Source organism: Xenorhabdus szentirmaii DSM 16338 (assembly GCF_002632585.1).
Lineage (GTDB): Bacteria > Pseudomonadota > Gammaproteobacteria > Enterobacterales > Enterobacteriaceae > Xenorhabdus > Xenorhabdus szentirmaii.
Map to the genome: position 1 here is coordinate 2069560 of NZ_NIBV01000002.1, position 26327 is coordinate 2095886.

The window sequence follows — 26327 nt, forward strand, 5'->3', positions numbered from 1 at the left end:
TAATATCCCTCATCTTTCAACATTCAGCCTTGCCGGCTGAATGTTGAATTTCATTGGATATATCTGCCATTTCTCATTGTTTATTTCATTTTTTATTTCACGGTTTAATTTATTTATTATTTAGTAAAATGAATTACTGGCTATTTTACCGGCAACAGTGTTTTGACTGCCCCGTAAGTTTTTCCGCCAATCGTAATTTGCCGTGAACGGTGATCGCCAAACTCATGCACGAAACGTTGCGTCCCTTCTTCCAGCGGAATAATCACCATATTCTGGGCTTGATATGCCCGTTTGAGCACATCGCCGACCATGCCACCATCCCACGGCCCCCAGTTTATTGAACGAATGACGGAACGCATTGCCTGCCCCTGTTTGTCCTTGAAAGGCAGGAAGGCAAATTTATTCAATGTCTCGTTTGCCAGCGAATAGTCTGTCTGCCCGGCATTGCCGAAGAAACCGGCTACCGATGAAAACAGCATGATGTGGCGCAAAGAGGTGCAATCCAGGCCACGGCACACATTTTCAAGCCCTTTGACTTTGGCATTAAAGACCGAATGTAAGTCTGCCAGTGTTTTCTTTTCAATACGCTTGTCCGCCAGATTTCCCGCGCCATGGATAAAGCCGGTTATCTGCCCGAACTGCCGTTGTGCCTTGTCCAGTGCACTCTTTACCTGACCTGAATCGGTGATGTCACAATGCAGGTACATCACCCGCGCCCCTGATTGCTCGATTTCCTGCAATGTCTCATTGATTTCATCAATGTGGAACAAGCGACCCAGCATGTTGTTCACCTTAACCGGTGTCGGCTGAATGCCCTGGGCTTGCAGGTGCTCAATGGCGGCAGTTTTGCGTTCATCCAGTGTATTCCTGCCTATGGACCATGCCGGCAATGGCGCTGTGATATCAGTGCGCCCGAGCAGAATGAACGTCGCCTGACTCTGTTTCGCCAATGCAATGACACAGTGTGCAGTAATACCCCGTGCCCCTCCGGTCACCAGTACAACATCCTGCCGGTTAAGCGAATGGGCAGAAGAAGCCAATGGCAATACCGGTTCTTCTGCCAACGCCAGTGTCATGCGTTCACCCGTGGCACTGCGCCCTATTTCTGCCAAATCCGTGCGGGTGTCCTTTAGTTCCTCCATCACTATCTTTGCAACATCGCTGTTGCTGATCCTGGAATCAATATCTACCGTTCGGCAGAAAGTATTTCCCCATTCGCTGTTCAGCGATTTGGCCAATCCGGTGACCCCCGCAGAAACAACCGGCAAGTATTCACGCCCGGAAGTCAGGAGTTCACCATCACCACGCATGACCACCATGAAGTAGCCAGATGAGGTTCCATTACCATTCAGGCTGCCTTGCAGGCGTTTTGCCAACAGGAACGTCGTTTCAACGGAGCGGTAATCCTGCTCATTGAATACATCGGTCAATGTATCAACAGCTTGTTTCGGAGCCTGTAAATAGATGACACCGTCAATCGCACCAGATTGTTGCTCAATCTCTGCCAGCACAGCATTCAGCGCAGTTTCATTTCCCATTAGGGCCGGATTTTGCCTCAGGCTCAGAACCGCAACGCGTTGCCCCTGCTGCCTGAGGGCGTTAACGATACTCTCCGCGGTGGCTGTTCCTTCATCAGCCACCAGCCAGCGTTTAGGGGACGAAAATACACCCGATGAACAATCCGGCATCGGCAGGGTTTGTTTCACAACGGTAAAGCGTGAAACGGGAGAATCCGCAAAAAGTTCTTTTTCATTTTTGAATTCATTTTTTAATGCCACAGCATTATTCAGTTCAGGCTGAACCGCAAGTGAGACTATCCGTTGCGATTCAGCTAACGGCTTTTTTACGCTGTCATTCCCGGAAAGTGTCTCGGTAGAGGTCACAAATCCCAAAGCGCGCAATTTTACCGACGAACCGCCATTTTCAGGCTCTCGGCTGACAGTGGGTTGTCGGCCCGCATTGACTTCCGGCTCATGCCCCTTATTGCGTAAGGTACCGATTATTTCGTCGATCACCTGTTTGAAGAACTGGCTCATTTTGACAATGGTACTCAGAGAATCCACTTCAAAGTCTTTCAATTCGTTATTTCTGAAAGATTCGCTGTCCATGCCAGTATTTGCGGAGAGCACATCCAACATTGCACCAAAAATTTCCAGCCGTTTAATGGAGTCAATGCCTAAATCCGCCTCCAGATCCATATCTGTGCTGATCATATCCTGCGGATAACCGGTCCTGTCACTGACAATATTAATCAATTGGCTGATGATGTTTTCTTCTGTGTTCTTTTCCAGTTGTTTGATTTGTTTCTCGACCTTAGGGCTGAGCACCTTCACCTGCACGCTGATTTCCTCATTTGCTTTCGGCATTTCAGGGACAACCGGACGCGCTGTTTCCACCTTTTCCTTTATTTCCGGTATGACTACCGGCTGAATTTTCAATACCGGCGCAGGTTCGGGTTCAGCAACCGTAACCGGTGCTGCCATCACAGGCGGGGTTATTTCTGTTTGTATTTCTGTCTGTATTTCTGCCTGTATTTCTGTTTGTATTGTTGCGGGTGCTTCTGCCTGTACCCTTTGTTCTGTTTTAGCTGGCGCGGAATATTCAACAACAGGCTGGGCCAGACGATTCATTGATCCCACCACAGAGGCAGGCTGCCCTGACTGAAACAGATTTTGTTGCGTCACAAAATAACGCTCATGGTTGATGTGGTACAGTTCAAGATTTCTGTCCAATAATTGGACACTCTGGCTCAGGCTGGAAAGCATCGCCGGCAAGTTCGAGTGATCCTTGCAACTTTCCAACAAACTATATTGTTTCTCCAACAGCGTATTCAGCAGTTGGATATATTCTGTCTGATTGGCTTGGAATTGTTGATGCAGTTGGCTCATGACTTGCTGAGCCTGCAACAATCCATTTAATGTGTTCGCCTCTGGGCGGTTTTCACTCGGTTGGTTATTCTGTTCCATGGGATCATCTCGTCTTTGAATAATTGTCAGCATGTTCTGTTGGATAACAGTTTGTTGGGTAACGTCTTGTTGGGTAACGTTCTGTTGAATAACACATTCTGGAATCATTTGTTCAGGTTCAACTTCCATCGGCACCTTGTCTTCTGATGGTGTTAATGGAGAAGCAGTGACTGATGCAGATTCAGGTACAGCTACAGATTCGGGTGCAGGTATGGATTCCGCAATAAATTGCTCAACAGCAGCATGATCTCCGTCACGCAAAGCATGTTGACGTCGCGCCTGATTTTTCTGGGAAAAAAAGAACCCGCCGCTCAGCTTGAATGTCAGGCGTTTACTCTTGTCTTCTTCTATCGGTTGGATTCGGACATGCCGGTTGATGTCCCGCAGACTGATGCCTTCTGCCAGCAGCCTTGCCTGAGCACGGGCAAATTGCAAGCGCTCTTCTCCTTTATCCGTGGGATTGACGGAAATCACCACATGTTCTTTATCTTTCAGGATATCGGATACGAGCTTGCCCAATACGCCTTTCGGCCCGACTTCGACAAACAGCCTTCCCCCCTGCTGGTAGATGGCTTCAATGGTTTGGCGAAATTTCACGGGTTTGATCAATTGTTCTGCCAGCAAGTCCCGGATATCCGGCGCCGCACTGCCATAAAGCCCCGCTGTTGCACTGGAAAACAGTTTGCATTGTGGCGGATTGAACGTGATATCCGCCAAACGTTCCCGGTAAGGCTGATAAGCAGATTGGATAAATTCAGTATGAAACGCCGCAGACACAGGTAAGATCCGGCAATTCAGGCCTGTTTTTTTCAACTCATCATTAAGTTGGTGGATAAGGGCGGTTGCCCCGCCAAAGACAACTTGCTGATCCGAGTTATCATTGGCTATCACAAGACCGGCATAACGTTTTAATATGTCTGTGCGCTGTGCCTGTGTCAGGGAAGCCGCCAACATGGCACCAGAATCCTGCCCCATGCCACGATGCATGCTGGCAGATGCCGCAGCCCAGCCTCTGGCAAGGGATACTTTGTAGAAATCTTTCTCAGAAAGCACACCCGCTGCCCACAATGCCGTCACTTCACCATAACTATGCCCTGCGACAAAATCAGGCTTGAACCCCATGCTGTGCAAGATATTGAAATAACCGGCGCTGATAGCGCCCAACGCAGGCTGGGCATTGGCGGTATCCGTCAGCTGTTGTTGCTGTGCCTGAGATTCTTCCTGTGAAAACGGAGGAACCGGATAGATGGTGGTTGACAGTTCACGGCCTGATTCATTGATGGCGATATCATCCAATGTTTCCAATGATTGACGCATCTCAGGGTAATCATTGGCGACATCACGCGCCATATTGACATGCTGGGAGCCTTGGCCGGGAAATAAGGCAACGATTTTTCCATTGAGGTTTTTCCCTTGCGGCCGGAAAGAGATCCCACGCGGGTGTTCCCAGCCCGATGAGCTATTTTTTTGCAATTGTTGAATTGCAAGGGTTAGCAGTTCAACAGTCTGCTCGACGGATTCAGAAACAAACAGCAATCTGGCCTGCCGGGGCAATAAATCATCCATATTTTGTTGTTCGAGATGTCGGCGAATGGCGTTATCTGACCGCCCTTCCCTGAAACAGGAAAGCGCCTTTTCACATTCAGCCAGCAATTCCGCAGAACTATTGCCCCTGAACAACATGATCCACGGAGATTCATTCAGTCTGTAGCGGCCATGTGTATTCTTTTCATATTCTTCCAGAATGGCGTGGAAGTTAGTCCCGCCGAAACCAAATGCACTCAATGCCGCACGGCGTGGAACAAGGCTGAATGGGCGCAGCCAAGGCCTGGTTTCACTGTTGACATAAAAAGGGCTGTTTTCTGCCTTCAATAAGTGGGTCGGTTTATCTACATTAATGGTGGGAGGCAAAACTTTATGGTACAACGCCAGCGCCACTTTCATCATAGATGCTGCACCGGCAGCACAGCGGGTATGACCAATCTGAGACTTGATACTGCCGATTGCAACTGATTTAGGGGATACCTGATGTTCACCAAATACCGCATGCAGGCTTTTCAGTTCTGTATCATCACCTGATGCTGTACCTGTACCGTGAGCTTCCACTAATTGGATGTCATTGGGCAATATTCCCGCACGGGTATATGCCCGTTTCAATGCCTTAATCTGCCCTTCCTGACGAGGGGCGAAGATACTTTTTGCCCGCCCATCGCTGGAAGCTTCGAGGGATTTGATGACAGCATAGATTCTGTCTCCGTCCAACTCTGCATCTTCAAGCCGTTTCAGCACTAACATGCCTACACCGTCACCCAGCATCATGCCATCCGCGCTCTGATCAAAAGGACGGCACAGGTGATTTTTTGACAGCGCGGGGGTTTTGCTGAAGCACAGAAATGAAAAAACGGAGTTTTCTAAATTAATGCCACCCGTTAATACCGCATCACAGCTGCCGGAATACAATTCACCCATGGCGGCTTTAATGGCCGCAAGGCTACTGGCACAAGCAGCATCAACCATATAAGATGTGCCCCCCAGATCGAAATAACTGGCAATCCGGCCACAGGCGACATTTCCCAAAAAGCCGGGAAAACTGTCTTCATTCCATTCAAGATATAAACCATGGGAGCGTTCAATAATATCATCGGCCACTTTTTCTGACAGACCGGATTTAATCATTATGCGACGCAAATAAGGTGCTTGCTGACGTGCGGCCAATGAAAATGAAGTATTGCCATTTCCCGCACCACCTAAAATAACGCCAATACGATTGCGATCAACTTTGTTATTTTCCCGGCCGATCAACCCTGCGTCCTGCATAGCCTGTTTGGCAACATGAAGCGCAAATAACTGTGCGGTGCTTATTGAATCAATAATAGCCGGCGGAATTTTGAATTCCACGGGATCAAAATCAATTTCCGGGACAAAGCCAGCACGATGACTATAGGTTTTATCAGCCGCCATTGGATTAGGATCGTAAAAATCCGCTTTTCGCCAATATTCATCTTCTGACTTATTTGTGATATCGGTCAATGAATCCTTTTTATTTATGATGTTCTGCCAGAATTTATAGAGATTCGGCGCATCAGGAAAATGACTCGCCATACCAACGATCGCAATATCCCCACGAATTTTTCTATCATGTAAAAAATATGTCTCAGACATACATTCCTCGTGCGTTGAATAAAACAACCCTTGAGTTCAACATATATTCATTATTTTTAAGATGACTGTTTTGTTAGCTACGCTCACGTATTCCTGACTTCACACCGATAAACATAAAGTTGGGAATGAGTATTCTTGCTATCGCACCTAATCTTAAATGTTCATTGAATAAATCATGTTGAATTGAGTGTTTTTGCTGTCGTCCTCAGCCAGAAAAAACAATTCCTCCTCTGCTTGTCAAAACAATCTCGATATATATGCCTCACCTTTAGGTTACAAATTTGTTAGCCATAACAAAACCTGAAATTTGACCTATATCAATAAATCTTGTTTTAGACAAAGCAGATTATCGAAATATTCTGACAAGAATATTACCGGTATTTTTTATATCGTAATTTTCACTTCCTATTTGCATAAAAAATAACCAATAAAGAGCCATATACCATATATTTTAAATTATCTCTTTGCTGGTTATATTCTATTACACCAAAATAGCGTGATGCTCATAAGATTATTAGGCATTTTTGGTTGAATAAGAATATACATAACATGGAAACTTCAACAACTCTGACCAGATACCGGGCAAGGGAATAAATAAAAATGAGATGCAGAAAGTAATCCATCCCCATATAAGAGAAAATTGCCTATAACTCTCCTTAAAATTAATTAATTCCATTACGTTATTTAATGGGGGGAGATTAATGCATTCAGAAAAGAGCGAGTTAATTACAGGTGGAATAATCACTATTAAAAATACAACCAACAAAAAAAACAACGATAATAAAACCATAATTTTTTTACCTTGCTGCTGTGCTAAAATTTGAAATCTCCGGGATATATTTATTACTTATAATGTTATAAAAATTATTACGAATAAAAATCCATCTGCATTCTTTAACACTTTCTCTTAACGTTATATTTGTATACCTCTATTTTATTCTCCTTTCAATTCTTGAAAAAAATGATTGTAAAGAACATTAAAAAAAAGTTTCTTTATATAACAACAATTTAAGTAAAATTAATTACATTTCAATAGCATAATAATTTGAAATAATAATAAAAAAAGAGCTTAGCTCTGAAACAACATTAATACTTGGATAATTATTATTGATGATATGTTTTTAATACACATGAAATAAAAATATTTCCTTAACAGCATGTTGTCACCGTTCATTTCATTGCAATATTATCCGTTATTGCAACACTATTTCCTGGTGAAACATATTTTTTATTCATGAGTAGTCACGCTTCTCTATTCATGATAAAAAAATTTTGAGGGGTTGATCATTCAGGCAATAAATTTATTTTTTATTAAATTTCCTAAATGAATATCAAAAGGCAGGGATTTACCATTAATCTGCGGGGCTGTAAGTCACTATATTTTTATACCAAACATTTTTAATGTATAATACAAAATATTCATCTGGTCATAACGTAAGTAAAATTAGTCTTCATTGTTCATTCATATAATATCAATTCTGATGATATTCTGAGGATGAAAGAAACCACAGTTAATGTGATTCAGTTGATTACTTCAATGCCTGAAATGATGTGTGTTATGGTATCAATACCCGTTTTTCATCTTTCAAGTGCCCACTGTATTGCAACTTGAAAGATGAAAAATATTCATTAAGTTACTTAAGTAAAAAAACAACAAATGCTTAATTGATGAAAATTATTTCATCCTTTCATTTTCAGGGATCAAGCTTTAGGCAACAATGTCTGATTATTGCGAGCCAGCCATAAAGAAAGTGCTTTCAGTGAATCAGGAGTGAATTCATCACAACGAGCCGTGATTTCTTCTGGTGTTAACCAGTAAACCGCGCTCACTTCATCTTCCTGTAGTGCAAACGGCCCGTGACTGACGCAACTGAACAGACCTCCCCAGACCCGGCAGGGGTTTTCTTCACTATCATTCTCTTCATAGTAAAAAATACCGTGCTCAGCAAAAGGAACACCAGCTATGCCCAACTCTTCTTCCGCTTCCCGGCGAGCAGAATCAAGCAAATTTTCTCCCACCATGACGACGCCACCTGCGGTAGCATCCAGTTTTCCCGGATAGAAATCTTTCGTTTCTGTACGGTGCTGAACCAGAATCTGACCCATTCCATCATGTACAACGATATAGGTGGCACGATGCCGCAAGTTTTGCGCTCTCATTTGCTGACGAGTCGCTTGCGCAATCACTTCGTTGTCTTCACTGACAATGTCAATCCACTCAATAATTGCTGTTTTTTCTTGTGCCATCCTAAAAAACCTTCAGTAAATGTTCTGTTCCCGTCGCCTTTCAAGTTGCAGCCATGTTGGCTTCAATGCCCCCATTGAAAGGCAAAAAAACGGATAAGCGCTGTCATGACTGGCTTAAATAACCCCACCAGCATTAATATAGAAAATTTGTCACATTTTACAGACAAATCAAACCAATGCTAATGTAGCAAGTCTACATTGTTCAACATGTTATTATTACCGGAGGTTATATGATAGATCTATACTACGCACCAACCCCTAACGGCTATAAAATCACTCTGTTTCTGGAAGAAACCGGCTTACCTTACACCATTAAACCAATCAATATCAGTACCGGTGAACAATTTAACCCCGAGTTTCTTGCTGTTGCCCCCAATAATAAAATTCCCGCTATCGTTGATCACCAACCTGTTGGTGGCGGGGAGCCTGTCTCCATCTTCGAATCCGGTGCTATTCTACTTTATTTGGCCAATAAGACAGGTCAACTGTTAAGCAAAGAGCTGCGTGAACGTACTGAGCAATTACAATGGCTGTTCTGGCAGGTTGCTGGTTTTGGCCCGATGCTCGGCCAAAACCACCATTTCAATCGCTATGCCCCTGAAGTTGTGCCTTATGCGATTAAACGCTATGTCGAAGAATCACAACGTTTGTATAAGGTATTGAATACCCAGCTGGAAAAAACACCTTATTTGGGCGGAAATGAATATAGCATTGCAGATATCGCGACTTATCCGTGGGCGAGATGTCATGAATACCAAAAAATTGACTTGCAAGATTATCCTGCGGTTAAGCAGTGGATGGATAAGATCGGGCAGCGTCCTGCAACACAGGCTGCCTATAAATGATGCCTAATTATTATTTTCAGTAAATTCAGTTAATAGTGAGATTTTTCACTAAAAAACTTGATATTGGTAACACATGGCAGCATTTTTCGCTGCCTTGTGCGCCATCCCCTGTTATAGTCGGTAATCAGCTATCTATTTTTGTCACAGGGGGTGGCTATGCGTGTATTAATCACAGGGGGCACTGGGCTGATTGGTCATCACTTGACCTGGCAACTGCTTTCTATTTCCTATACCATCACTATCTTGAGTCGTTCACCGCAAAAAGTGTACTCTCTGTTCTCCGATCGTGTTGAATGCTGGACCACACTGAATGACCAACACGATCTCAACGGCTTTGATGCCGTCATCAATCTTGCCGGGGAACCCATCGCAGATAAGCGCTGGACACCAAAGCAAAAAGAAAAACTTTGCCAAAGCCGCTGGCATCTCACCGAGCAATTGAGCAAATTGATCAAGGCCAGTGAATCTCCGCCGTCTGTGTTTATTTCCGGCTCTGCCGTTGGCTATTACGGTGATCAAGGGCAATCTGTGGTCACTGAAGATGATGCACCCCATGATGAATTTACCCATCAGCTTTGCGAGCATTGGGAACAACTTGCCTTACAGGCTGCCAGTGACAAGACCCGTGTCTGCTTGCTGCGTACAGGCCTTGTACTGGCGCACAATGGCGGGGCATTGAAAAAAATGCTGCCACTGTTTCGTTGGGGATTAGGTGGGGCAATCGGCAACGGCAAGCAGTATGTGCCCTGGATACATATCGATGATCTGGTCAACGGCATTTACTACCTGCTGGTAACGCCTGAGTTATCCGGCCCTTTTAATATGACATCACCTTATCCTGTTCATAATGACCAGTTCAGTAACACGCTGGCGAATGTGCTACACCGCCCCGCCTGGGTTCGAATTCCGGAGTTTGTGTTAAAAATAGCCATGGGAGAAGCTGCCGCATTGGTGTTAGCAGGGCAGCAGGCTATTCCAAAGAAGTTAGAAGAAGCCGGATTCAGCTTCCGCTATTTCCAGCTAGATGAAGCCTTAAGAGATGCATTAAAGGCCGATTCCGATATACGTTAATTATATCTCGCTCGGCTTAGCACCCTGCCAGCGGGTGAAGAGATCTTCTGGCAAATCGATATCAAACTGATCGAGTACACGATTGACTGTCTGATCAACAATGTCCTGAATATGCTCAGGCCGGTGATAAAATGCAGGAACCGGGGGCATTATCACTGCCCCGATTTCTGCTGCCTGAGTCATTAGCCTCAAGTGACCTAAATGCAGGGGCGTTTCCCTTACGCCCAGCACCAACTTGCGGCCTTCTTTCAACACAACATCTGCGGCGCGGGTGATCAAGCCTTCGGTATAGCTGTGCACGATACCTGATAACGTTTTTATAGAACACGGCAGGATCACCATACCCAAGGTTTTAAATGATCCCGAGGAAATCGATGCAGCAATATCACGGTTGTCATGTACCACATCAGCCAGAGACTGTACTTCCCTGAGGCTATAGTCTGTTTCCAATGACAACGTTTGTCGGGCAGATTGGCTGATAACCAAATGCGTTTCAATGCCTGCTACCGGTTGTAAAACCTGCAATAATCTGACACCGTAAATCGCACCACTTGCTCCTGTCAGCCCAACAATCAATTTTTTCATTTTTTTCCTCTGAGATTCTGGCCATAGCCGGGATTTATTGACATTTTGTGAAAGGAATTTGAACAGTATGATGATTTGATATGAGTATCTTCGCAAAATTTGTCTTCGTCAAAATCAACGCAATATCTCTAACCCAATATCTTGAACACAGTATCTCTAACACAGTGCCTCCGACACAAAACTCCACCATCATGCCGATAAACAATGTTATCAAAGCCCCTGTGAAAGAAGCTAGCCGCAGCCACAGTTCCCTCTCCTTAAGGGCAATATTTCCCATTTTAAGGGCATGGCTTTATGCCATTCATCATTTTTGACAAAAAAACGTTAATTTTTTATAGGTTATTGCTATTTTTCATGGTATATAATGACGTCTTATTAGACGTTAATCGATTTGATTAATGCTACAACTGAAAGTTGCGATTAAATAATGAACATCAAAAACAGAGCCATGAACGCAATTGTGAATCTCCTACTAAGCCTACTATCCAAATAAGTGGCTGCGTTTATCTGTTTTTCTCATGAATGAAGCCACCAGCTGGGTGGCTTTTATCTATCTTGCTGGTGGAACTGTTTTTTAACCGGAGTTCCTTGTAATGTTTTTTACTATATCCAGCACTCTCTTATCTTCCTATTTCAGCCAAAAATTGGGTTGTCCTGTATTTTTAAATTCATATTCAGATAAATGCGCTAATACCTCAGCGACAAGGAGTTCAATGTGAGCCAACAATGGACTTCTCGTTTTGGTCACGTATTAGCAGCAGCAGGTTCAGCTGTTGGTATTGGTGCCATTTGGAAATTCTCTTATGTTACTGCAACAAATGGCGGTGGCGCATTTCTTTTAGTATTTTTATTGTTCAGTTTCATTATTGGATTAGCAATATTGATGGCTGAAAACTTGCTGGGAAGCAGTACGGGCGAAAGTGCTGTCAACGCATTTAAAAAATTATTGGGTAAGCACTGGGGACTTGTTGGTTTTATCGGGATTTTCAGTTCGTGGTGTATTTACAGCTTTTATAGTGTAGTGGGAGGATGGACCATTGGCTATGTCACGATGGCAGCCGCCGGCGAGCTGAATATCACAGACAGCAATCAACTTACCACTATTTTTAATAACTTCATCAGTGATCCTTGGATGCCAATCATTGCACATTTGGTCTTTGCAAGTTTAACCTGCTTTGTCGTTTTAGCCGGTGTGCAAAAAGGTCTTGAAAAAGCAGGAAAAATTATGATGCCGCTCCTGATCCTCATCATGATTGTGTTAATCATTGTTGGTATCCGTTTGCCAGGTTCATCAGCGGGATTGAAGATGTTTTTATATCCTGACTTCGACAGCTTGACAGGCAAAGGCGTTTTAGATGCATTGGGACTGGCATTTTTTTCCTTGTCCATCGGGTTAGGCATCCACATCACTTATAGTGCCTATTTACCAAATAACAAAGGAATTGGCCGCTCTAGTTTTTGGGTTGTTATTTTATCGTGCCTTGTCTGCATATTAGCCGGACTGATGATTTTCCCAGCCCTGACAGCGGCGGGATTAGAACCTAATGCAGGCCCGGGATTAACCTTTATGACAATGCCTATTTACTTCGCGCATTTGCCCGGAGGAACTATTTGGGCTGTCACGTTCTTTACGTTATTGCTCATGGCTGCGCTGACGTCATCGATTTCACTGCTTGAACATATTGTTGCTTATGTGCAATCACGATTTAAGTGGTCTCGCCGTAAAGCCAGCTTAATGGTGACATTATCCATTATGTTAATGGGCATTCCTGTCTCTTTATCCTTCGGTATGCTGAGTTTTATTTCGATTGGCGGGAAAAGTATTTTTGATATCTTAGATTTTATTACATCAAATATTTTAATGCCGTTGTTTGGGATTATTATCTGTTTAGTTTTTGGCTGGTCAAGTAAGGTGATGTCATTGCTGCCTGAAAACATGTCGTGGCTGAACCGTCAATGTTTATTACTGGTATGGCGATATATCGGCCCAGCTTGTATCGGGATTATTTTGGTACACGGACTGATCTGATAGGTTCCCTTCGAAAGTATTCTTTTTTTACGCCAGTGCTATCACACTGGCGTTTTTTCATGGTATGGCTGCGATGGAGTGAGTAACAAAAAGTCAGCAATTTCTGGGAAAAGATAATAGAACTTACCCTTCGTTATATATCTCTAAATTCTCAATTTCCCCCTGCCCACGCATGTTCATGGCATCATCTTTACGCAGGTTTTCCAGGTAATCGAGGTAAGTCTGATCAATATCTTTCGTTACATAGATACCGTCAAATACAGAACACTCAAATTTTTCAATGTCCGGATTTTCTTCCCTCACTGCCTGAATGAGATCTTGAAGGTCTTGATATATCAACCCATCAGCACCAATCAGCTGGCGAATTTCATCGACTTCCCGACCGTGGGCAATCAATTCATTGGCGTTTGGCATATCAATGCCATAGACGTTAGGAAAACGAACTTCCGGTGCTGCTGAAGCAAAGTAAACTTTCTTGGCCCCGGCCTCACGCGCCAATTCAACAATCTGCTCTGAGGTTGTACCACGGACGATGGAGTCATCCACCAGCAAGACATTTTTGCCACGGAATTCAGCGCGATTGGCGTTTAGCTTCCGGCGTACTGATTTACGACGCTCTTGCTGCCCCGGCATGATAAAAGTCCTACCGACATAGCGGTTTTTGACAAACCCCTGACGATAAGGCTTATCCAGAATTTGGGCAATTTCCAATGCGATATCACAGGAGGTTTCCGGAACCGGGATCACAACATCAATATGTAAATCTTCCCATTCGCGGGCAATTTTTTCACCCAGCTTTTTACCCATCCGTAATCTGGCGTTATAGACCGAAATTTTGTCGATAAACGAATCGGGGCGGGCAAGATAAACGAATTCGAACAGGCAAGGTGTCAATGATGGAGTTTCTGCGCATTGGCGTGTAAATAACTGGCCTTGCTCAGTAATGTAAATCGCTTCCCCGGAAGCAACATCACGCAGAAATTCAAACCCTAATGTATCCAGTGCAACACTTTCTGATGCCACCATATATTCATTGCGGCCATCTTCCAATGTTCTTTTCCCCAAAACCAACGGCCGGATACCATGTGGATCGCGAAAAGCCACCAACCCATGCCCGATAATCATGGCAACACAGGCATAAGCACCACGGATTTTCCTGTGCAGCTCAGCAACTGCTGCAAAAATATTGTCAGGCCCCAGAGGAAAATGTGGAAATTGGGTTAATTCATTGGCAAATACATTCAGCAGGATTTCAGAATCAGAGGTGGTATTGACATGGCGACGGGCACTTTCAAACAACATTTTTTTCAATTCATGTGCGTTTGTCAGATTACCGTTATGTGCAAGTGTGATACCGAAAGGAGAATTTACATAAAAAGGTTGTGCTTCAGATGCGCTGGAACTCCCTGCCGTTGGGTAACGGATATGCCCGATCCCCAGTGTTCCCCGTAAACGTAACATATGCCGTGTTTCAAACACATCCTTGACCAAGCCATTGGCCTTGCGTAAACGAAATCCGTTGTTACCATCAATAGTTGCAATGCCTGCTGCATCCTGTCCACGATGCTGAAGCACCGTCAATGCATCATAAATCGACTGGTTAACCGGTGTAAAACCGGCAATACCGACAATACCGCACATGTAGTCTTTCCTCATCAGCCAAGCGGAGAGGACTATCTCTCCGGCAGGAAACTCGACGCATTTTGCAGGTAGTCAAAAAACCACCTGATGATTTGACTGAACTGTGGGATCAATTGTGATTGCTGCCAATCCTGACTTTTAGGCAACGGTGTGAAAGAATCTGCAAGAAACAAAATAGCAGATACAATCAATACACCACGCAATGCCCCAAAGCAGACCCCCAAAACCCGATCAGTACCTGACAGGCCAGTTCGCTGAACAAGTGAACCAATTACATAGTTTACTACCGCGCCAACAATCAATGTTGCAATAAACAGAATAGCAATCGCTACCCCATTACGCACCATCTCATCCTCAAGGCGGGTAAAATATGCCGCCAGATAAGTATAGAAATGACTCGCAACAAAGAAAGCACAACCCCATGTTATCAGGGAAAGCGCTTCGCGAACAAAGCCACGGATCAGGCTAACCAGTGCCGAGAAACCAATGATGGCGATAATCGTATAATCAATCCAGACCATATTTCAATCCAAAAATAGGCCCCCGGCATTCAAGTCGGGCGCATTCTAACAGAAAACGAAAACGTTTGCGCAGTAGATTTTTCACTCCGCCAGAAATAATTTCATTTACTTTCACTACGAAATTTTATCGTTAGTAAAATATTTCATCGTGATTATATTTAGCCGGTTATGGCTTATAGTTTTTAATTTGCCCTTGCAACCCCGTTAATTTCTTCAGTTCAGGCAAAACAGATTCTAATGCTGACCTTGATGCATCTGGACCCACATAAATTCGTGTCAATTGACCATGAACGGCAGGAGATGGAATTGTATATATCTGATGCCCTGAAAGGCGCAGTTTAGCCACAATTTCATTCACGTTATCCGCATTTTTCAATGCACCCAGTTGAACAACATAGGCTGTAGCCTGCGGGGCTTGTCCCTTCCCATGAGATGGCGTTTCTATACGTGACTCAGGCTTTACCTGTGGTTTGGTTTCCACCTTCTTCTGAGGCGTTACCTCAGAGTTCACCACCGATTTAGGTTCTTTTATTGTATTTGCAGGAGGCTCACTACCCGATTCCTTCTGAGGAGCCTGTTGGCCCTGCGCTTGCTCTTTCATTGCCTCCGCTGCACCTTCTGGTGGTGCCAGCGGCATAGTTTGTGCCAGGGGAGGAATGGCATCAATATTCTCTTCATCCCCAGGCTTTGTAACCAGTGGAATAGAAGTAAACTGGTTTTCGTTATATTTCTTATCGCCGTCAAATATCATGGGCAAAACGATCACCCCGAATGCGACAAGCGCAAGGGTTCCCACCAAGCGATTTTGAAATTTACTCGCCACGTTTCTCCTCCTCCAGAGCCTCCATGACATGGGCGACGGTGTGGAAAGAACCGCAAACCACAATAATGTCTTGTGCTGATGCCTCTTCCATTGCCTGCTGCCATGCGGGTTCTACTTCTGTAAATGTTCGGGCTTGTGCAAGATATCCGGCCAACACGCTTGCTTCCGCGCCACGCAATTCATGCAGGGATGCGCAATACCATTCATCAATTTGCTGGGAAAGGCAGGCAAGCGTTCCGGCGATATCTTTGTCTTCCAGCATGCCGACAACACCACGGATTTTACTGTTTGGTGAACGGGGCAATTCCGCCAATTTCTGAACCAGATAACCCGCAGCATGAGGATTATGGGCAACATCTAAAATAACCCGGGGATTTTCCCGGATAATCTGGAAGCGCCCCGGTAATTGGGCATTTCTCAATCCTGAATGGATAGCCTGCTCATTGATGGCCCGGCTGACTTTGTCATCCTGTTGCAACAAGCAATGAATGACACCCATCGCTGTCGCTGCATTTGCCAAAGGCAAATTAGGGATGGGCAATCCATCGAATTGCTGACCTTCAGTTGACCAGTTCCAGCTATTTTCATCCGCAGAGAAATTCCAGTCAGGACCACGGCGGAAGAGTTTTGCTCCCAGTTCATCTGCCACTTCAGCGATGGAAAGGGGCATATCGAGTTCACCCACTACCGCAAATCGGCCACGGCGGAAAATACCGGCTTTTTCACGGCCAATATGCTCTCGGTCATTTCCGAGCCAATCCGTATGATCCAGTGCAATGCTGGTAATGGCAGCGATATCTGCATCCACAATGTTGGTCGCATCCAAGCGGCCACCCAGCCCCACTTCAAGAATGACAACATCGAGATCGGCTTCTTTAAAAAGTTGCAATGCCGCCAATGTGCCATATTCGAAATAAGTTAATGAAATATCACCACGTTGAGCTTCAATATCCGCAAAAACACGGCAAAAATCTTGCTCTGTCGGCTCCTTACCCTGAATGCGCACTCTTTCGGTATAGCGGACGAGATGCGGGGAGCTATATACACCAACCTTAAGTCCGGCAGCCAGAAAAACTGATTCAAGGGTATGGCAAGTTGTTCCCTTGCCATTAGTGCCTGACACCGTAATAACTTTTGGGGCCGGGTTTAATAAGCCCAATTGATTACCGAGTTTACCGACACGCTCAAGCCCCATATCAATGGCCTTGGTGTGCAGGTTACCGAGATAAGAAAGCCACGTCATTAGTGGCGACGTGGCTTGAGGAATTTGCAAAGTATCAGACATCTTCTTTATTAGTGTTGATGTTTAGATCAGCTTCAACATCAGCAGGTTCAGCAACAATTTCTGCCACCGGCTCTACTTTTGCGCTTGTGCCTGGCTGCGGCTGGTGAGTCAGCATTGCAAGCAAGCTGGTGATTTTTTCGCGCATTTCCGGGCGACGCACGATCATGTCGATTGCGCCTTTATCCAACAGGAATTCACTGCGTTGGAAACCTGCCGGTAATTTTTCACGCACGGTTTGCTCAATGACACGGGGGCCGGCAAAACCGATCAATGCTTTCGGTTCGGCGATATTGATATCACCGAGCATCCCCATACTTGCGGTTACCCCCCCCATCGTCGGGTTAGTCAAAACGCAAATATAAGGCAGGCCACGATCTTGCATTTTCGCCAGCGCTGCACTGGTTTTTGCCATTTGCATCAGTGACATCAGGGCTTCCTGCATACGGGCGCCACCACTGGAAGCAAAACAGACAAACGGGCAATTATCTTCCAGTGCCTGTTCCACAGCACGGACAAAACGCGCGCCGACAACAGAGCCCATTGAACCACCCATAAAGTTGAATTCAAATGCACCTGCCACAACAGGCATTTCGTGCAGTGAACCTTTCATCACAATCAGAGCATCTTTTTCTTGCGTCTGTTTTTGGGCTGCAACCAAACGATCTTTATACTTCTTGATATCGCGGAACTTCAGAACATCTTTAGGCTCCAGTTCGCTTCCCAATTCGGTGCCGGTGCCTTCATCCAAAAACGCAGCCAGCCTTTGGCGAGCTGAAATGCGCATATGGTGGTCACATTTTGGACACACTTCAAGGTTACGCTCCAATTCAGCACGATACAGTACCTGATCACAGCTGTCGCATTTTGTCCAAACTCCTTCAGGTATGTTTGCCTTGCGAGTTTGTATGATTTTGCTTTTATTTAGAATCTTCTCAATCCAGCTCATTAATGAACCTTTCCGTCTGAATCTGGCTTATCCCTTAATATTTCAAGTAACGGCTTTATCAGCGAAACTCATTCATTCCAATCATAAATTATGAAACTAACTATGATCCGGAGAATCATGACCACACTGTATTATCACTTAAAATCTCTCAGATAGATGCCAGCTTTTGTTTTACGTGCCATTAAACCACAATGCCATTGCAGTGTGGATAAAAAACTGCTCAAACCTGTTATATACCCGTCGTCTTTCACGTTGCCGCTTTGGCCAGCGGCATCATGGAACCCATTGGGTATCGTGGCTTATTTACTCTCTACTGCTTTTTTCGATGCGGCGCGACGATAACGCCAAACTTCTATCACACCAGGCAGAATAGAGATAAAGATTATTGCAACAATCAATAATTTCAAATTCTCTTGGATGATTGGCATTTCTCCGAATAAATAACCAGCATACGTGAATAATAGCACCCAGATAAATGCACCGATGACATTATAAGCTGCAAAATGGCGGTAAGACATTTTCCCCATTCCGGCAACAAACGGTGCGAACGTTCTAATAATTGGCACAAACCGCGCCAAAATGATGGCTTTTCCACCATGTTTTTCATAAAACTCATGCGTTTTATCTAAATAACTGCGGCGGAAAATTTTTGAATTTGGATTATTGAATAGTTTTTCACCGAAAACTCTACCAATGGTATAGTTTATTGCATCACCAATTATGGCGGCCATAATTATTAAGGCAGCCATAATATGGACATTCAGATCATTTGAATCTAATGCAGACAATGTACCGGCGACAAACAGTAGAGAATCCCCCGGCAAAAACGGCGTTACAACCAACCCTGTCTCACAAAATACGATCAAGAATAAGATGCCGTATGTCCAATAACCATATTTGGCAACCAACTCCGCTAAATGGGCGTCAATATGTAAAATAAAATCGACAATGAATTTTGCAAAATCAACAAAATGAGTTAAAAACTCCATAATATTCCTCGCATACTCGAACATCCCTGCCCACATTTTGAAAATGTCAGATTAAATCTATTAGCCAGAAATTCAGTTATTTTCCAGAAACTCAGCTATTTTCCAGAAAAAGTGGCCCCATGATCGGTTCGGGGATACCAAAATGCACCGGATAGTCCACCGCCACTAAATACAGCCCTTCCGCTTTGGCAGTTGCCGCTGCTTTTGTTCTGTCCTTGAGTGCCAATAATTCAGCCATCCAGCCAATATCCTGATTACCACAACCTATTTCCAGCAAACTGCCAACAATGTTGCGCACCATATGATGAACAAAGGCATTTGCCTTGATGTCCACAATAATGTAATGCCCGTGCCGGCTGACATTAATGTGCATCATATTTCGCCACGGTGAATTGGACTGACATTGCACCGCCCTGAAAGAAGTAAAATCGTTTTCTCCCAGCAGGCTCTGCGCGGCTTCATGCATTTTCTTTTCATCCAAAGGATAGTGAAAATGCGTGACACCCTTTGCCAGTATCGCCGGGCGATAGCGATGATTGAAAATCACATAGCGGTAACGACGAGCTGTTGCACTGAAACGGGCATGGAATTCATCATTCACTGTTTTGACCCAACGAACGGCAATATTCGGCGGCAAATGGGTATTCACCCCCATTGTCCATGCAGCATCTTTACGTTGTGCCGAGGTTTCAAAATGCACGACCTGCCCCGTTGCATGAACGCCGGCATCTGTCCTGCCCGCACAGAAAACCACAATGGGTTCATTTGCCACTTTTGACAGGGATTTCTCCAAACACTCCTGTACGCTTCTCACTTCTTGCTGACGCTGCCAGCCATAATACCGGCTGCCGTCATACTCGATTCCCAGTGCAATTTTCACTTTTTTTGCCTCTGGCACAGACTGGTTCAGCTCTGTATCAGACATTAGTAAAATTGCTCCTGAATCAGTTTTTCTGCAATTTCTACCGCCATCAATGCCCCGCCAAAACGAATATTATCGGCAACGGACCAGAACTGTAGCATTTCTGGCATCCCGTAATCATTGCGCAGGCAACCAATGCTCAAACGATCATTGCCTGATGCATCCGTCACCTGAGTGGGATAATCCCCCTCTTCTGAGACCTGAATTTCTTCAAGACGTTCAAGTTCTCCACGCGCTTCTTCTGCACCCACCGGCCGCAAAGTTTCAAGATTCACCATTTGTGCAATGCCATAAAAAACGGAAGACTGGATACAGCTTACGGAAACCGGTAAGCCTTCGTCCTGCAATATTTTGCGAACCTGATCGACAATACGACGTTCCTCACGCACCGCTCCTTCAACATCAGGCACAAGAGGCAATAGATTGAACGCCAGCTGTTTGCTGAATATGCCTTCATCCGGCGGAATACCATTCAATAAGCGGGCACTCTGGCCGGCCAGTTCATTAATCGCCGCTTTGCCATGTACGGAAACCGGCAATATATTCGTCAGCTGTAAGCGGGCAATGCCAGCCGCATCGATCAATGGCTTGATGGCAGTCAAAACTTGGCTTGTTGAGCTGTCCGCCACAGCAACAATATTACGGTTGCGGTATTCAGCCAACGCATGAGGATTCACACCCGGGACAACCAAGGGTACATCTGGCTCTGTCGAAAACAGGCCGCTGCAGTCAATGACCAGACAGCCGGATTCTGTTGCTTTTTCAATATATTGTGCCGTCGCTTCGACTGTTGCGGCAAAAAAAGCGAGTTGTACTTGTGACCAGTCAAATTCTTCAGCGTCACGGACGGTGATATTTTTGCCATTAAAACGCAGGGTTTTTCCCGCATTCTGTTCGCTGGCCAGAAGATGCAGTTCACCAACCGGAAATTGGCGTTCCTGCAATAACGCCAATATCGCTTCACCTACTGCGCCCGTTGCACCCAAGAGCGCAATATTCCAACCTTCAGACATGTTGGTTTTCTCCACTTCTTTTATTTTGCTGACAGACAGAAACCCTGTCTGTAATTAAATCAATTTTGCATTAAACCCAATTTGAGAGAGTAATTGAGCACTTTTCTCTGAGTCACAATATATCGTCAAAGAGGACCACTCACGGCGTTCCGGATACTCTTTGCGTAACCGATCAAAAGCGCCTTCCTGACCCGCAACCTGACGTAACGGTGCATCATCGCGGCGCACATCATACACTAAATGCATCAGGCGCTTCAGAATGCTTTGTGTCACTTCACCATGCAGGACAATTTGGCTGAAATCAGGCGTAGGCAAGAGCTCAGACAATGCCGTCTTGCGGGGTTGGCCCAAAAACTCACAATAAGCCTCAAAAACCTGAGTTGTTCCGCGGGCCTTGCCTTCCAGGGTATAACCCGCAATATGCGGTGTACCAATATCAACTAAATCCAGCAAGGGCAGTGAAAGGTTAGGTTCTGGCTCCCAAACATCAAGTACAACGCGTAGTTTTTTTCCGCTTTCTTTCCCATTCTGCAATATGGAAAGTAATGCCTGATTATCAACGACCTCACCACGGCTGGCATTAATCAAAATTCGGTTATCCGGTAATGCAGAAAGTAAGCCGGCATCGGCCAGATGGTAGGTCCGGTAAGGGCCTGATTGGTTAAGGGGGGTATGGAAAGTCAGGATATCAGCTTCCTTGACCAATTTTTCCAAAGGCCAGAATTCCCCTTCATCACCACGATCAGAGCGAGGAGGATCACACAGTAACGTTTTCACGCCCAAAGCCGCCAGCCGTTCAGCCAAACGCCCCCCGACATTGCCGACACCAATAATACCAACGGTTTTATCTTTGAGTTGGAATTGATCCTGCTCAGCCAATAGCATCAGTGCAGAAAGGACATACTCAACCACAGCAATCGCATTGCATCCGGGGGCAGCAGAAAAACCAATTCCAGCCTGTGCCAGCCATTTTTGATCAACATGATCCATCCCCGCAGTGGCAGTACCTACAAATTTCACTGAACTGCCCTGCAACAAAGGTTCATTGACTTTAGTGACAGAACGCACCATAAAGGCATCCGCATGCGCCAGAACACCTTCTGGCACCGGGCGTCCGGGAATAGCCTGTACTTCACCCAACTGCTGAAAAAGTTCTTCAGCATAAGGCATATTTTCATCAACCAAAATTTTCACTTTTTTCATCCAACGGCTAAAATGAGCGTGACCCGCTATTCTGCCACTTTATCTGCATAAAACCTAATACCCTTCATCTTCTCACCTTCACTTTCTGACTTTTGTATCAGCCTTTCCTGAAACGCACAGGTGTTGTACCTGAGAGTTGCTGAAACATGGCAATGAAAGCAGAAGACGAGCTATACCCAACATCAAATGCGATCTCATAGACGTTTTTCCCCTGTTCCAATAAAGAGATGGCGTGCAGGAAACGCAGGCGTTGTCGCCATTCAATAAATGACATCCCTAATTCCTGCTGGCAACGACGTGATAATGTCCTCTCTGAGGTATAACGTTTTTTTGCCCATTCGGATAAAGACGTATTATCCGCGGGATTGCGCTCCAGTGACTGCAATATAGGTGCAAGCAACTTATCTTTTGAAGAAGGCAAGTAAGTACACTGCCTGGGTGATATTTCTAATTGATCAATTAAGATTTGTGCCAGACGTCGATCTTTTTCTGTTTCCGGTTGCCGGATCTTCCGCTCAAAAAAATCTGCCATAATGGTATTGAAAATATGACTCAATCGGATAAGGCAAGGCTGTTGAGGCAAATTTTCATTCCACTGGGGAGCAATATCAATTATCCAGAATCGTAACGTTTTCTTGTTATAACTCGAATGTGCCGCATTTTGGGGTATCCAGATGCAAAACTCTGGCGGAGCAAGAAACCGCTGGTTTCCCACCTGCGTTTCCATGACACCGGAGAGCACATAAATTAATTGCCCGAAAGGGTGAGAATGTAACCGACACTCTGTCTCCGCATCCAATATTTCATCACGGAAAGAGAGTGTATCGAGTATCTCTGGCTGAAACAGCATTTGCTTCATCTCTGCGTTATCCCTTTGATCATTTTTATGTCCGAGGATGCCTAACCTTGTTGTTGTTCTGCAATTTGGAATCTATTGATGTCTATCTTGTCTTAATTTCCACACCTGTTGGCAGATTAACAATATATATAATGAATCGGTCATTGCTAAACTAGATGGACGATTTACTTACTAAAAACATTTAGCTCAATGACTAACTTATTATTTCCTCTAATTGCTGTATTGATCTGGTCAATTAATGCCGTTGTCAGCAAAGCGGCAGCCACTGTAATTGAACCCGCTGCCATTGCTTTTTATCGCTGGTTTATTGCTTTCCTGACTTTAACACCTTTTCTCTTACTACCTGTCCTGAAACAATGGAGAACAGTCGCTCAACATTGGTGGAAGCTGTTTATTTTAGGCGCATTAGGCATGGTTTTGAACCAAAGCCTGGCATATTACGCAGCCCATACCGTCAGTGCGACAATCATCGGTATTTTTACTTCATTAATTCCATTGCTGACTGTAATTATCAGTATATTTGCCTTACGGGTTGCTCCGACTGTTGGGATCACTATCGGTACTGTGCTCTCCTTATTTGGGCTCGCATGGCTGGTCAGTAAAGGAAACCCCGCCTCTTTATTAGAAAATGGTCTGGGCATTGGAGAAGTGATGATGTTTATTGCAGCAGCTTCTTATGCCCTGTACGGCGTTCTGACCAAACGCTGGGAAATACCATTACCTAATTGGCAATCCCTTTATGTGCAAATTGGATTCGGGGTTTTATTGCTCCTGCCTAACTTCATCATGGAGAAAAACGTTCAATTAACCGAAGATAATATTTTTCTTGTCCTCTTTGCCGGCATTCCTGCCTCGATTCTTGCGCCTTATTTGTGGATACAGGGCGTCATTCGCATCGGTGCAAACATGACGTCAATATTTATGAATCTGGCCCCCGTGTTCACTGCTATCATTGCGGTTTGGTTTCTCCATGAAAAAATGCAAAGTTACCATCTTATCGGTGGCGCCATCGTACTGGCAGGCGTAATACTGGCACAACAACTACGTACTCCGCTCACTTGGAGAAAGCCTAAATATAACCCGGACTAGCAATCCCCCCAAGGCATTACCGGGCAAAAGACGAAGTACGGCACTGTGATATTGGCTGATTTCTTTAACGATGGTCAGCCCTAATCCCGCTCCCTCCAGCCCGGTCATGTTGTCAAGGCGGTTAAATGCCAGCAACGACTGGCTGATGTCTTTTTGGGCAATGCCTGGCCCGGAATCTTCAATTTCAAGGTATGCATATTTTTTGTCCGGGGCTATTTTCACCCTGCCTGTCACAATGCCCATATGAGGAGTGTATTTGATGGCATTATCCAGTAAGTTAGCGCACATTTCTGTCAACAACAGAGGCTCACCTTTGATCCAGAGTGCATCTTCTCCTTCATAGCCTAAATCAATATCTTTAATTTCTGCTTGCTGAAAACGGGAATAGCAGGCTTGTTGTAACAGATCTACGATATTGACAGGCTGATAATCTTGCAGCGTTTCACTGGCATGGGCTTTGAGCTGCGATAATTGCAATAGACAGTCAATCAGAGAAATCATGTTATCCAGACTATTGTTAATCGCTGTCAGGTTTTTTTCTCGTTGTTCCGGCTCCTGATCATTTCGCGCTACTGCAACCTGTGTTTTCAATACCGCCAAAGGTGTTCTGAGCTGATGGGAAACATCTGCACTAAATCGCCCCTGGCGTACAACCATTAGCTTCAGTCGCTCGATATATCGGTTGAATGCCTGAAGCAGGGGAGAAATTTCAGACCAAGTGACCATATCCGGCAATGGCGTGAGATCATTGGCAGAGCGTAATCTCATGATATTTGAAAGCTCTTGCAAAGGCTCAAGTAACCTTTTTAACAAAATATAAGCCAGAATCAATGTCAGCAGTAATACTGTTCCCTGCCCCACCAATGAAGAAAGCAATAATTGATGAACCATATACTCACGGGAAATGACTGTCTCAGCCACCAATATCAGCGCCATTCCCATCATTCCACCTTCATTGATGGGTTGATACTGCGCAACAACACGTATTGGTTGCCCACGGTATTCAGCATCATAGAAATATGCCAATGCCGTATACAAATGGGGACGCTGGATACCTTTCGGTATCAAAGGAAGATCATCGTAACCCGAAATTGTTTTGCCTTCCGGCGATATCACTTGATAGTAAAGACGATCATTAGTATTACGTTCAAAACTGTCCAGAACGACATAAGGTACATCGACAAGTAAATGATCTCCCCGGACAGTCAAACGTTCCGCCACCGTTCTTGCTGAAGCCAGCAAGGTACGATCATAAGCTGATGTTGCTGCACTCTTCACACTAATGTACTGGCTATACACTGAGACTCCTCCCAGCAATAGCAAGGGTATGCCGAAAAACAGCAGTAACTGGTTGAACAATGATTCAGGCATTCTGAAATATTTCATTCCTTCTGCTGCTCCAATCGATACCCCAACCCACGCAATGTGCCTATCCCAACATCACTGTTAAGTAATTTTTTCCGCAACCGATGTACATACAACTCAATGCTCTGTGGATTAGCTTCATCCGATAAAGAAAATACCTGTTCGAACAACTGCTGTTTGGATACCGGACGCCCCCGACGATTGAATAATGTCGTCAAAACCGCTGATTCCCTGGGTGTCAGCGCCAACAGCATATCGTTCAGCACAAAATATCCTTCGTCTTTATAAACCAATGAGCCAAACTTTTGCGCATCTTGGCCACCTGCCATGCCACGCCGCAGCAAAGCACGAATACGGGCTTCCAGCTCGGTAAAATCAAACGGTTTGGTTAAGTAATCATCCGCACCAGAATTCAAACCATTAACACGATCCGTAACATCGGTTTTAGCCGTCAATAACAAAACAGGAAGATTTTGCCCGCGCTTACGCAGTCGCAATAACAAAGAAAGACCATCCAGTCTGGGCAACTCTATGTCCAAAATCATCAGAGCATAATTCTCAGTCTGTAAAAGCTGATCCGCCACAATACCATCTTCAGCCAGATCAACCACATAACCAGAATGGCCCAATGCCTTCTGTAACCAATGTGACAAATCGGGGTGATCTTCAACCAATAAGAGACGCACGGGTAATACCTGCTACCAACAATAAACGAAAGAAATAAAGCTGAAATATAACCAAATTGCAACATTGAGAGAATGTAATT

At 44.8% G+C, this 26327-nt stretch carries 19 protein-coding genes; 4 read left to right on the top strand and 15 right to left on the bottom strand.

Annotated elements, in window-relative coordinates:
• Positions 1-140 precede the first annotated feature (140 nt).
• Together Xsze_RS18325 and yfcD are read right to left on the bottom strand one after the other, a co-directional pair.
• The gene (locus Xsze_RS18325) at positions 141-6128 is read right to left on the bottom strand and encodes a type I polyketide synthase (protein WP_084616193.1); all 5988 of its coding nucleotides are present in this window, start codon (positions 6126-6128) and stop codon (positions 141-143) included.
• Between the two features lie 1701 nt (positions 6129-7829).
• Complete coding sequence (yfcD, locus tag Xsze_RS18330; RefSeq protein WP_038236913.1) at positions 7830-8375, bottom strand: NUDIX hydrolase YfcD; 546 nt, start codon at positions 8373-8375, stop codon at positions 7830-7832.
• A 230-nt stretch (positions 8376-8605) separates the two neighbouring features.
• On the opposite strand from yfcD, the gene Xsze_RS18335 reads away from it, so the two are divergent.
• Both Xsze_RS18335 and Xsze_RS18340 read left to right on the top strand, forming a co-directional pair.
• Positions 8606-9220 carry a glutathione binding-like protein gene (locus Xsze_RS18335; RefSeq protein ID WP_038236915.1) on the top strand — a complete coding sequence of 205 codons (615 nt, stop codon included), beginning with the start codon at positions 8606-8608 and terminating at the stop codon, positions 9218-9220.
• Positions 9221-9376: 156 nt separating this feature from the next.
• Positions 9377-10291, top strand: coding sequence for a TIGR01777 family oxidoreductase (locus tag Xsze_RS18340; protein WP_038236917.1), 915 nt, complete (start codon positions 9377-9379; stop codon positions 10289-10291).
• On the opposite strand, the gene Xsze_RS18345 is transcribed toward Xsze_RS18340, so the two are convergent.
• Positions 10292-10876 (bottom strand): UbiX family flavin prenyltransferase, encoded by a 585-nt coding sequence (locus Xsze_RS18345; RefSeq protein ID WP_038236919.1) that lies wholly within the window; start codon positions 10874-10876, stop codon positions 10292-10294.
• A gap of 715 nt (positions 10877-11591) precedes the next feature.
• Here Xsze_RS18345 and Xsze_RS18350 point away from each other — a divergent pair.
• Positions 11592-12905, top strand: coding sequence for a sodium-dependent transporter (locus Xsze_RS18350; RefSeq protein ID WP_038236922.1), 1314 nt, complete (start codon positions 11592-11594; stop codon positions 12903-12905).
• Positions 12906-13028: 123 nt separating this feature from the next.
• Here the strand turns inward: Xsze_RS18350 and purF are convergent, their stop codons facing one another.
• The 10 genes from purF to Xsze_RS18400 all read right to left on the bottom strand — a co-directional run bounded on the left by purF (position 13029) and on the right by Xsze_RS18400 (position 23107).
• Positions 13029-14546, bottom strand: a complete 1518-nt coding sequence (gene purF / locus Xsze_RS18355) for an amidophosphoribosyltransferase (protein WP_038236924.1) — start codon at positions 14544-14546, stop codon at positions 13029-13031.
• A 32-nt stretch (positions 14547-14578) separates the two neighbouring features.
• Positions 14579-15067 carry a colicin V production protein gene (gene cvpA, locus Xsze_RS18360; RefSeq protein ID WP_038236927.1) on the bottom strand — a complete coding sequence of 163 codons (489 nt, stop codon included), beginning with the start codon at positions 15065-15067 and terminating at the stop codon, positions 14579-14581.
• Between the two features lie 166 nt (positions 15068-15233).
• Positions 15234-15890 carry a cell division protein DedD gene (gene dedD / locus Xsze_RS18365; RefSeq protein ID WP_038236930.1) on the bottom strand — a complete coding sequence of 219 codons (657 nt, stop codon included), beginning with the start codon at positions 15888-15890 and terminating at the stop codon, positions 15234-15236.
• Positions 15880-17175 carry a bifunctional tetrahydrofolate synthase/dihydrofolate synthase gene (folC, locus tag Xsze_RS18370; RefSeq protein ID WP_038236933.1) on the bottom strand — a complete coding sequence of 432 codons (1296 nt, stop codon included), beginning with the start codon at positions 17173-17175 and terminating at the stop codon, positions 15880-15882. The genes dedD and folC overlap by 11 nt, the downstream gene beginning before the upstream one ends.
• The gene (gene accD / locus Xsze_RS18375; RefSeq protein ID WP_038236935.1) at positions 17168-18121 is read right to left on the bottom strand and encodes an acetyl-CoA carboxylase, carboxyltransferase subunit beta; all 954 of its coding nucleotides are present in this window, start codon (positions 18119-18121) and stop codon (positions 17168-17170) included. Before accD ends, folC begins: the two co-directional genes overlap by 8 nt.
• Positions 18122-18420: 299 nt before the next feature.
• Entirely contained in the window at positions 18421-19110 is a 690-nt protein-coding gene (locus Xsze_RS18380) for a DedA family protein (protein WP_038236937.1), read from the bottom strand.
• 91 nt (positions 19111-19201) lie between these two features.
• On the bottom strand, positions 19202-20035 hold the full coding sequence (gene truA / locus Xsze_RS18385; RefSeq protein ID WP_038236939.1) for a tRNA pseudouridine(38-40) synthase TruA: 834 nt from the start codon (positions 20033-20035) through the stop codon (positions 19202-19204).
• On the bottom strand, positions 20035-21045 hold the full coding sequence (locus Xsze_RS18390) for an aspartate-semialdehyde dehydrogenase (protein WP_038236941.1): 1011 nt from the start codon (positions 21043-21045) through the stop codon (positions 20035-20037). The genes truA and Xsze_RS18390 overlap by 1 nt, the downstream gene beginning before the upstream one ends.
• A gap of 54 nt (positions 21046-21099) precedes the next feature.
• Positions 21100-22239 carry a 4-phosphoerythronate dehydrogenase PdxB gene (pdxB, locus tag Xsze_RS18395; protein ID WP_038237046.1) on the bottom strand — a complete coding sequence of 380 codons (1140 nt, stop codon included), beginning with the start codon at positions 22237-22239 and terminating at the stop codon, positions 21100-21102.
• A gap of 106 nt (positions 22240-22345) precedes the next feature.
• Entirely contained in the window at positions 22346-23107 is a 762-nt protein-coding gene (locus Xsze_RS18400; protein WP_051462360.1) for an AraC family transcriptional regulator, read from the bottom strand.
• Positions 23108-23296: 189 nt separating this feature from the next.
• Here Xsze_RS18400 and Xsze_RS18405 point away from each other — a divergent pair, with 189 nt between their 5' ends.
• A complete protein-coding gene (locus tag Xsze_RS18405) occupies positions 23297-24196 on the top strand; it encodes a DMT family transporter (protein WP_038236943.1) in 900 nt (299 codons plus the stop codon).
• Here the strand turns inward: Xsze_RS18405 and Xsze_RS18410 are convergent.
• Both Xsze_RS18410 and tctD read right to left on the bottom strand, forming a co-directional pair.
• Complete coding sequence (locus Xsze_RS18410; RefSeq protein WP_038236946.1) at positions 24149-25582, bottom strand: sensor histidine kinase; 1434 nt, start codon at positions 25580-25582, stop codon at positions 24149-24151. The two genes, Xsze_RS18405 and Xsze_RS18410, sit on opposite strands and share 48 nt — an antisense overlap.
• The gene (gene tctD / locus Xsze_RS18415) at positions 25579-26247 is read right to left on the bottom strand and encodes a transcriptional regulator TctD (protein ID WP_038236949.1); all 669 of its coding nucleotides are present in this window, start codon (positions 26245-26247) and stop codon (positions 25579-25581) included. Before tctD ends, Xsze_RS18410 begins: the two co-directional genes overlap by 4 nt.
• Positions 26248-26327 lie beyond the last annotated feature (80 nt).

What these genes read in the sequence shown, in the direction of transcription:
- Xsze_RS18335 (WP_038236915.1), top strand. Translation starts at nt 8,606, where the DNA reads ATGATAGATCTATACTACGCACCAACCCCTAACGGCTATAAAATCACT.
- truA (WP_038236939.1), bottom strand. Translation starts at nt 20,035, where the DNA reads ATGTCTGATACAGAGCTGAACCAGTCTGTGCCAGAGGCAAAAAAAGTG.
- Xsze_RS18390 (WP_038236941.1), bottom strand. Translation starts at nt 21,045, where the DNA reads ATGTCTGAAGGTTGGAATATTGCGCTCTTGGGTGCAACGGGCGCAGTA.
- accD (WP_038236935.1), bottom strand. Translation starts at nt 18,121, where the DNA reads ATGAGCTGGATTGAGAAGATTCTAAATAAAAGCAAAATCATACAAACT.
- folC (WP_038236933.1), bottom strand. Translation starts at nt 17,175, where the DNA reads ATGTCTGATACTTTGCAAATTCCTCAAGCCACGTCGCCACTAATGACG.
- yfcD (WP_038236913.1), bottom strand. Translation starts at nt 8,375, where the DNA reads ATGGCACAAGAAAAAACAGCAATTATTGAGTGGATTGACATTGTCAGT.
- cvpA (WP_038236927.1), bottom strand. Translation starts at nt 15,067, where the DNA reads ATGGTCTGGATTGATTATACGATTATCGCCATCATTGGTTTCTCGGCA.
- Xsze_RS18405 (WP_038236943.1), top strand. Translation starts at nt 23,297, where the DNA reads ATGACTAACTTATTATTTCCTCTAATTGCTGTATTGATCTGGTCAATT.
- Xsze_RS18400 (WP_051462360.1), bottom strand. Translation starts at nt 23,107, where the DNA reads ATGAAGCAAATGCTGTTTCAGCCAGAGATACTCGATACACTCTCTTTC.
- Xsze_RS18380 (WP_038236937.1), bottom strand. Translation starts at nt 19,110, where the DNA reads ATGGAGTTTTTAACTCATTTTGTTGATTTTGCAAAATTCATTGTCGAT.
- Xsze_RS18410 (WP_038236946.1), bottom strand. Translation starts at nt 25,582, where the DNA reads ATGAAATATTTCAGAATGCCTGAATCATTGTTCAACCAGTTACTGCTG.
- Xsze_RS18345 (WP_038236919.1), bottom strand. Translation starts at nt 10,876, where the DNA reads ATGAAAAAATTGATTGTTGGGCTGACAGGAGCAAGTGGTGCGATTTAC.
- Xsze_RS18340 (WP_038236917.1), top strand. Translation starts at nt 9,377, where the DNA reads ATGCGTGTATTAATCACAGGGGGCACTGGGCTGATTGGTCATCACTTG.
- Xsze_RS18325 (WP_084616193.1), bottom strand. Translation starts at nt 6,128, where the DNA reads ATGTCTGAGACATATTTTTTACATGATAGAAAAATTCGTGGGGATATT.
- purF (WP_038236924.1), bottom strand. Translation starts at nt 14,546, where the DNA reads ATGTGCGGTATTGTCGGTATTGCCGGTTTTACACCGGTTAACCAGTCG.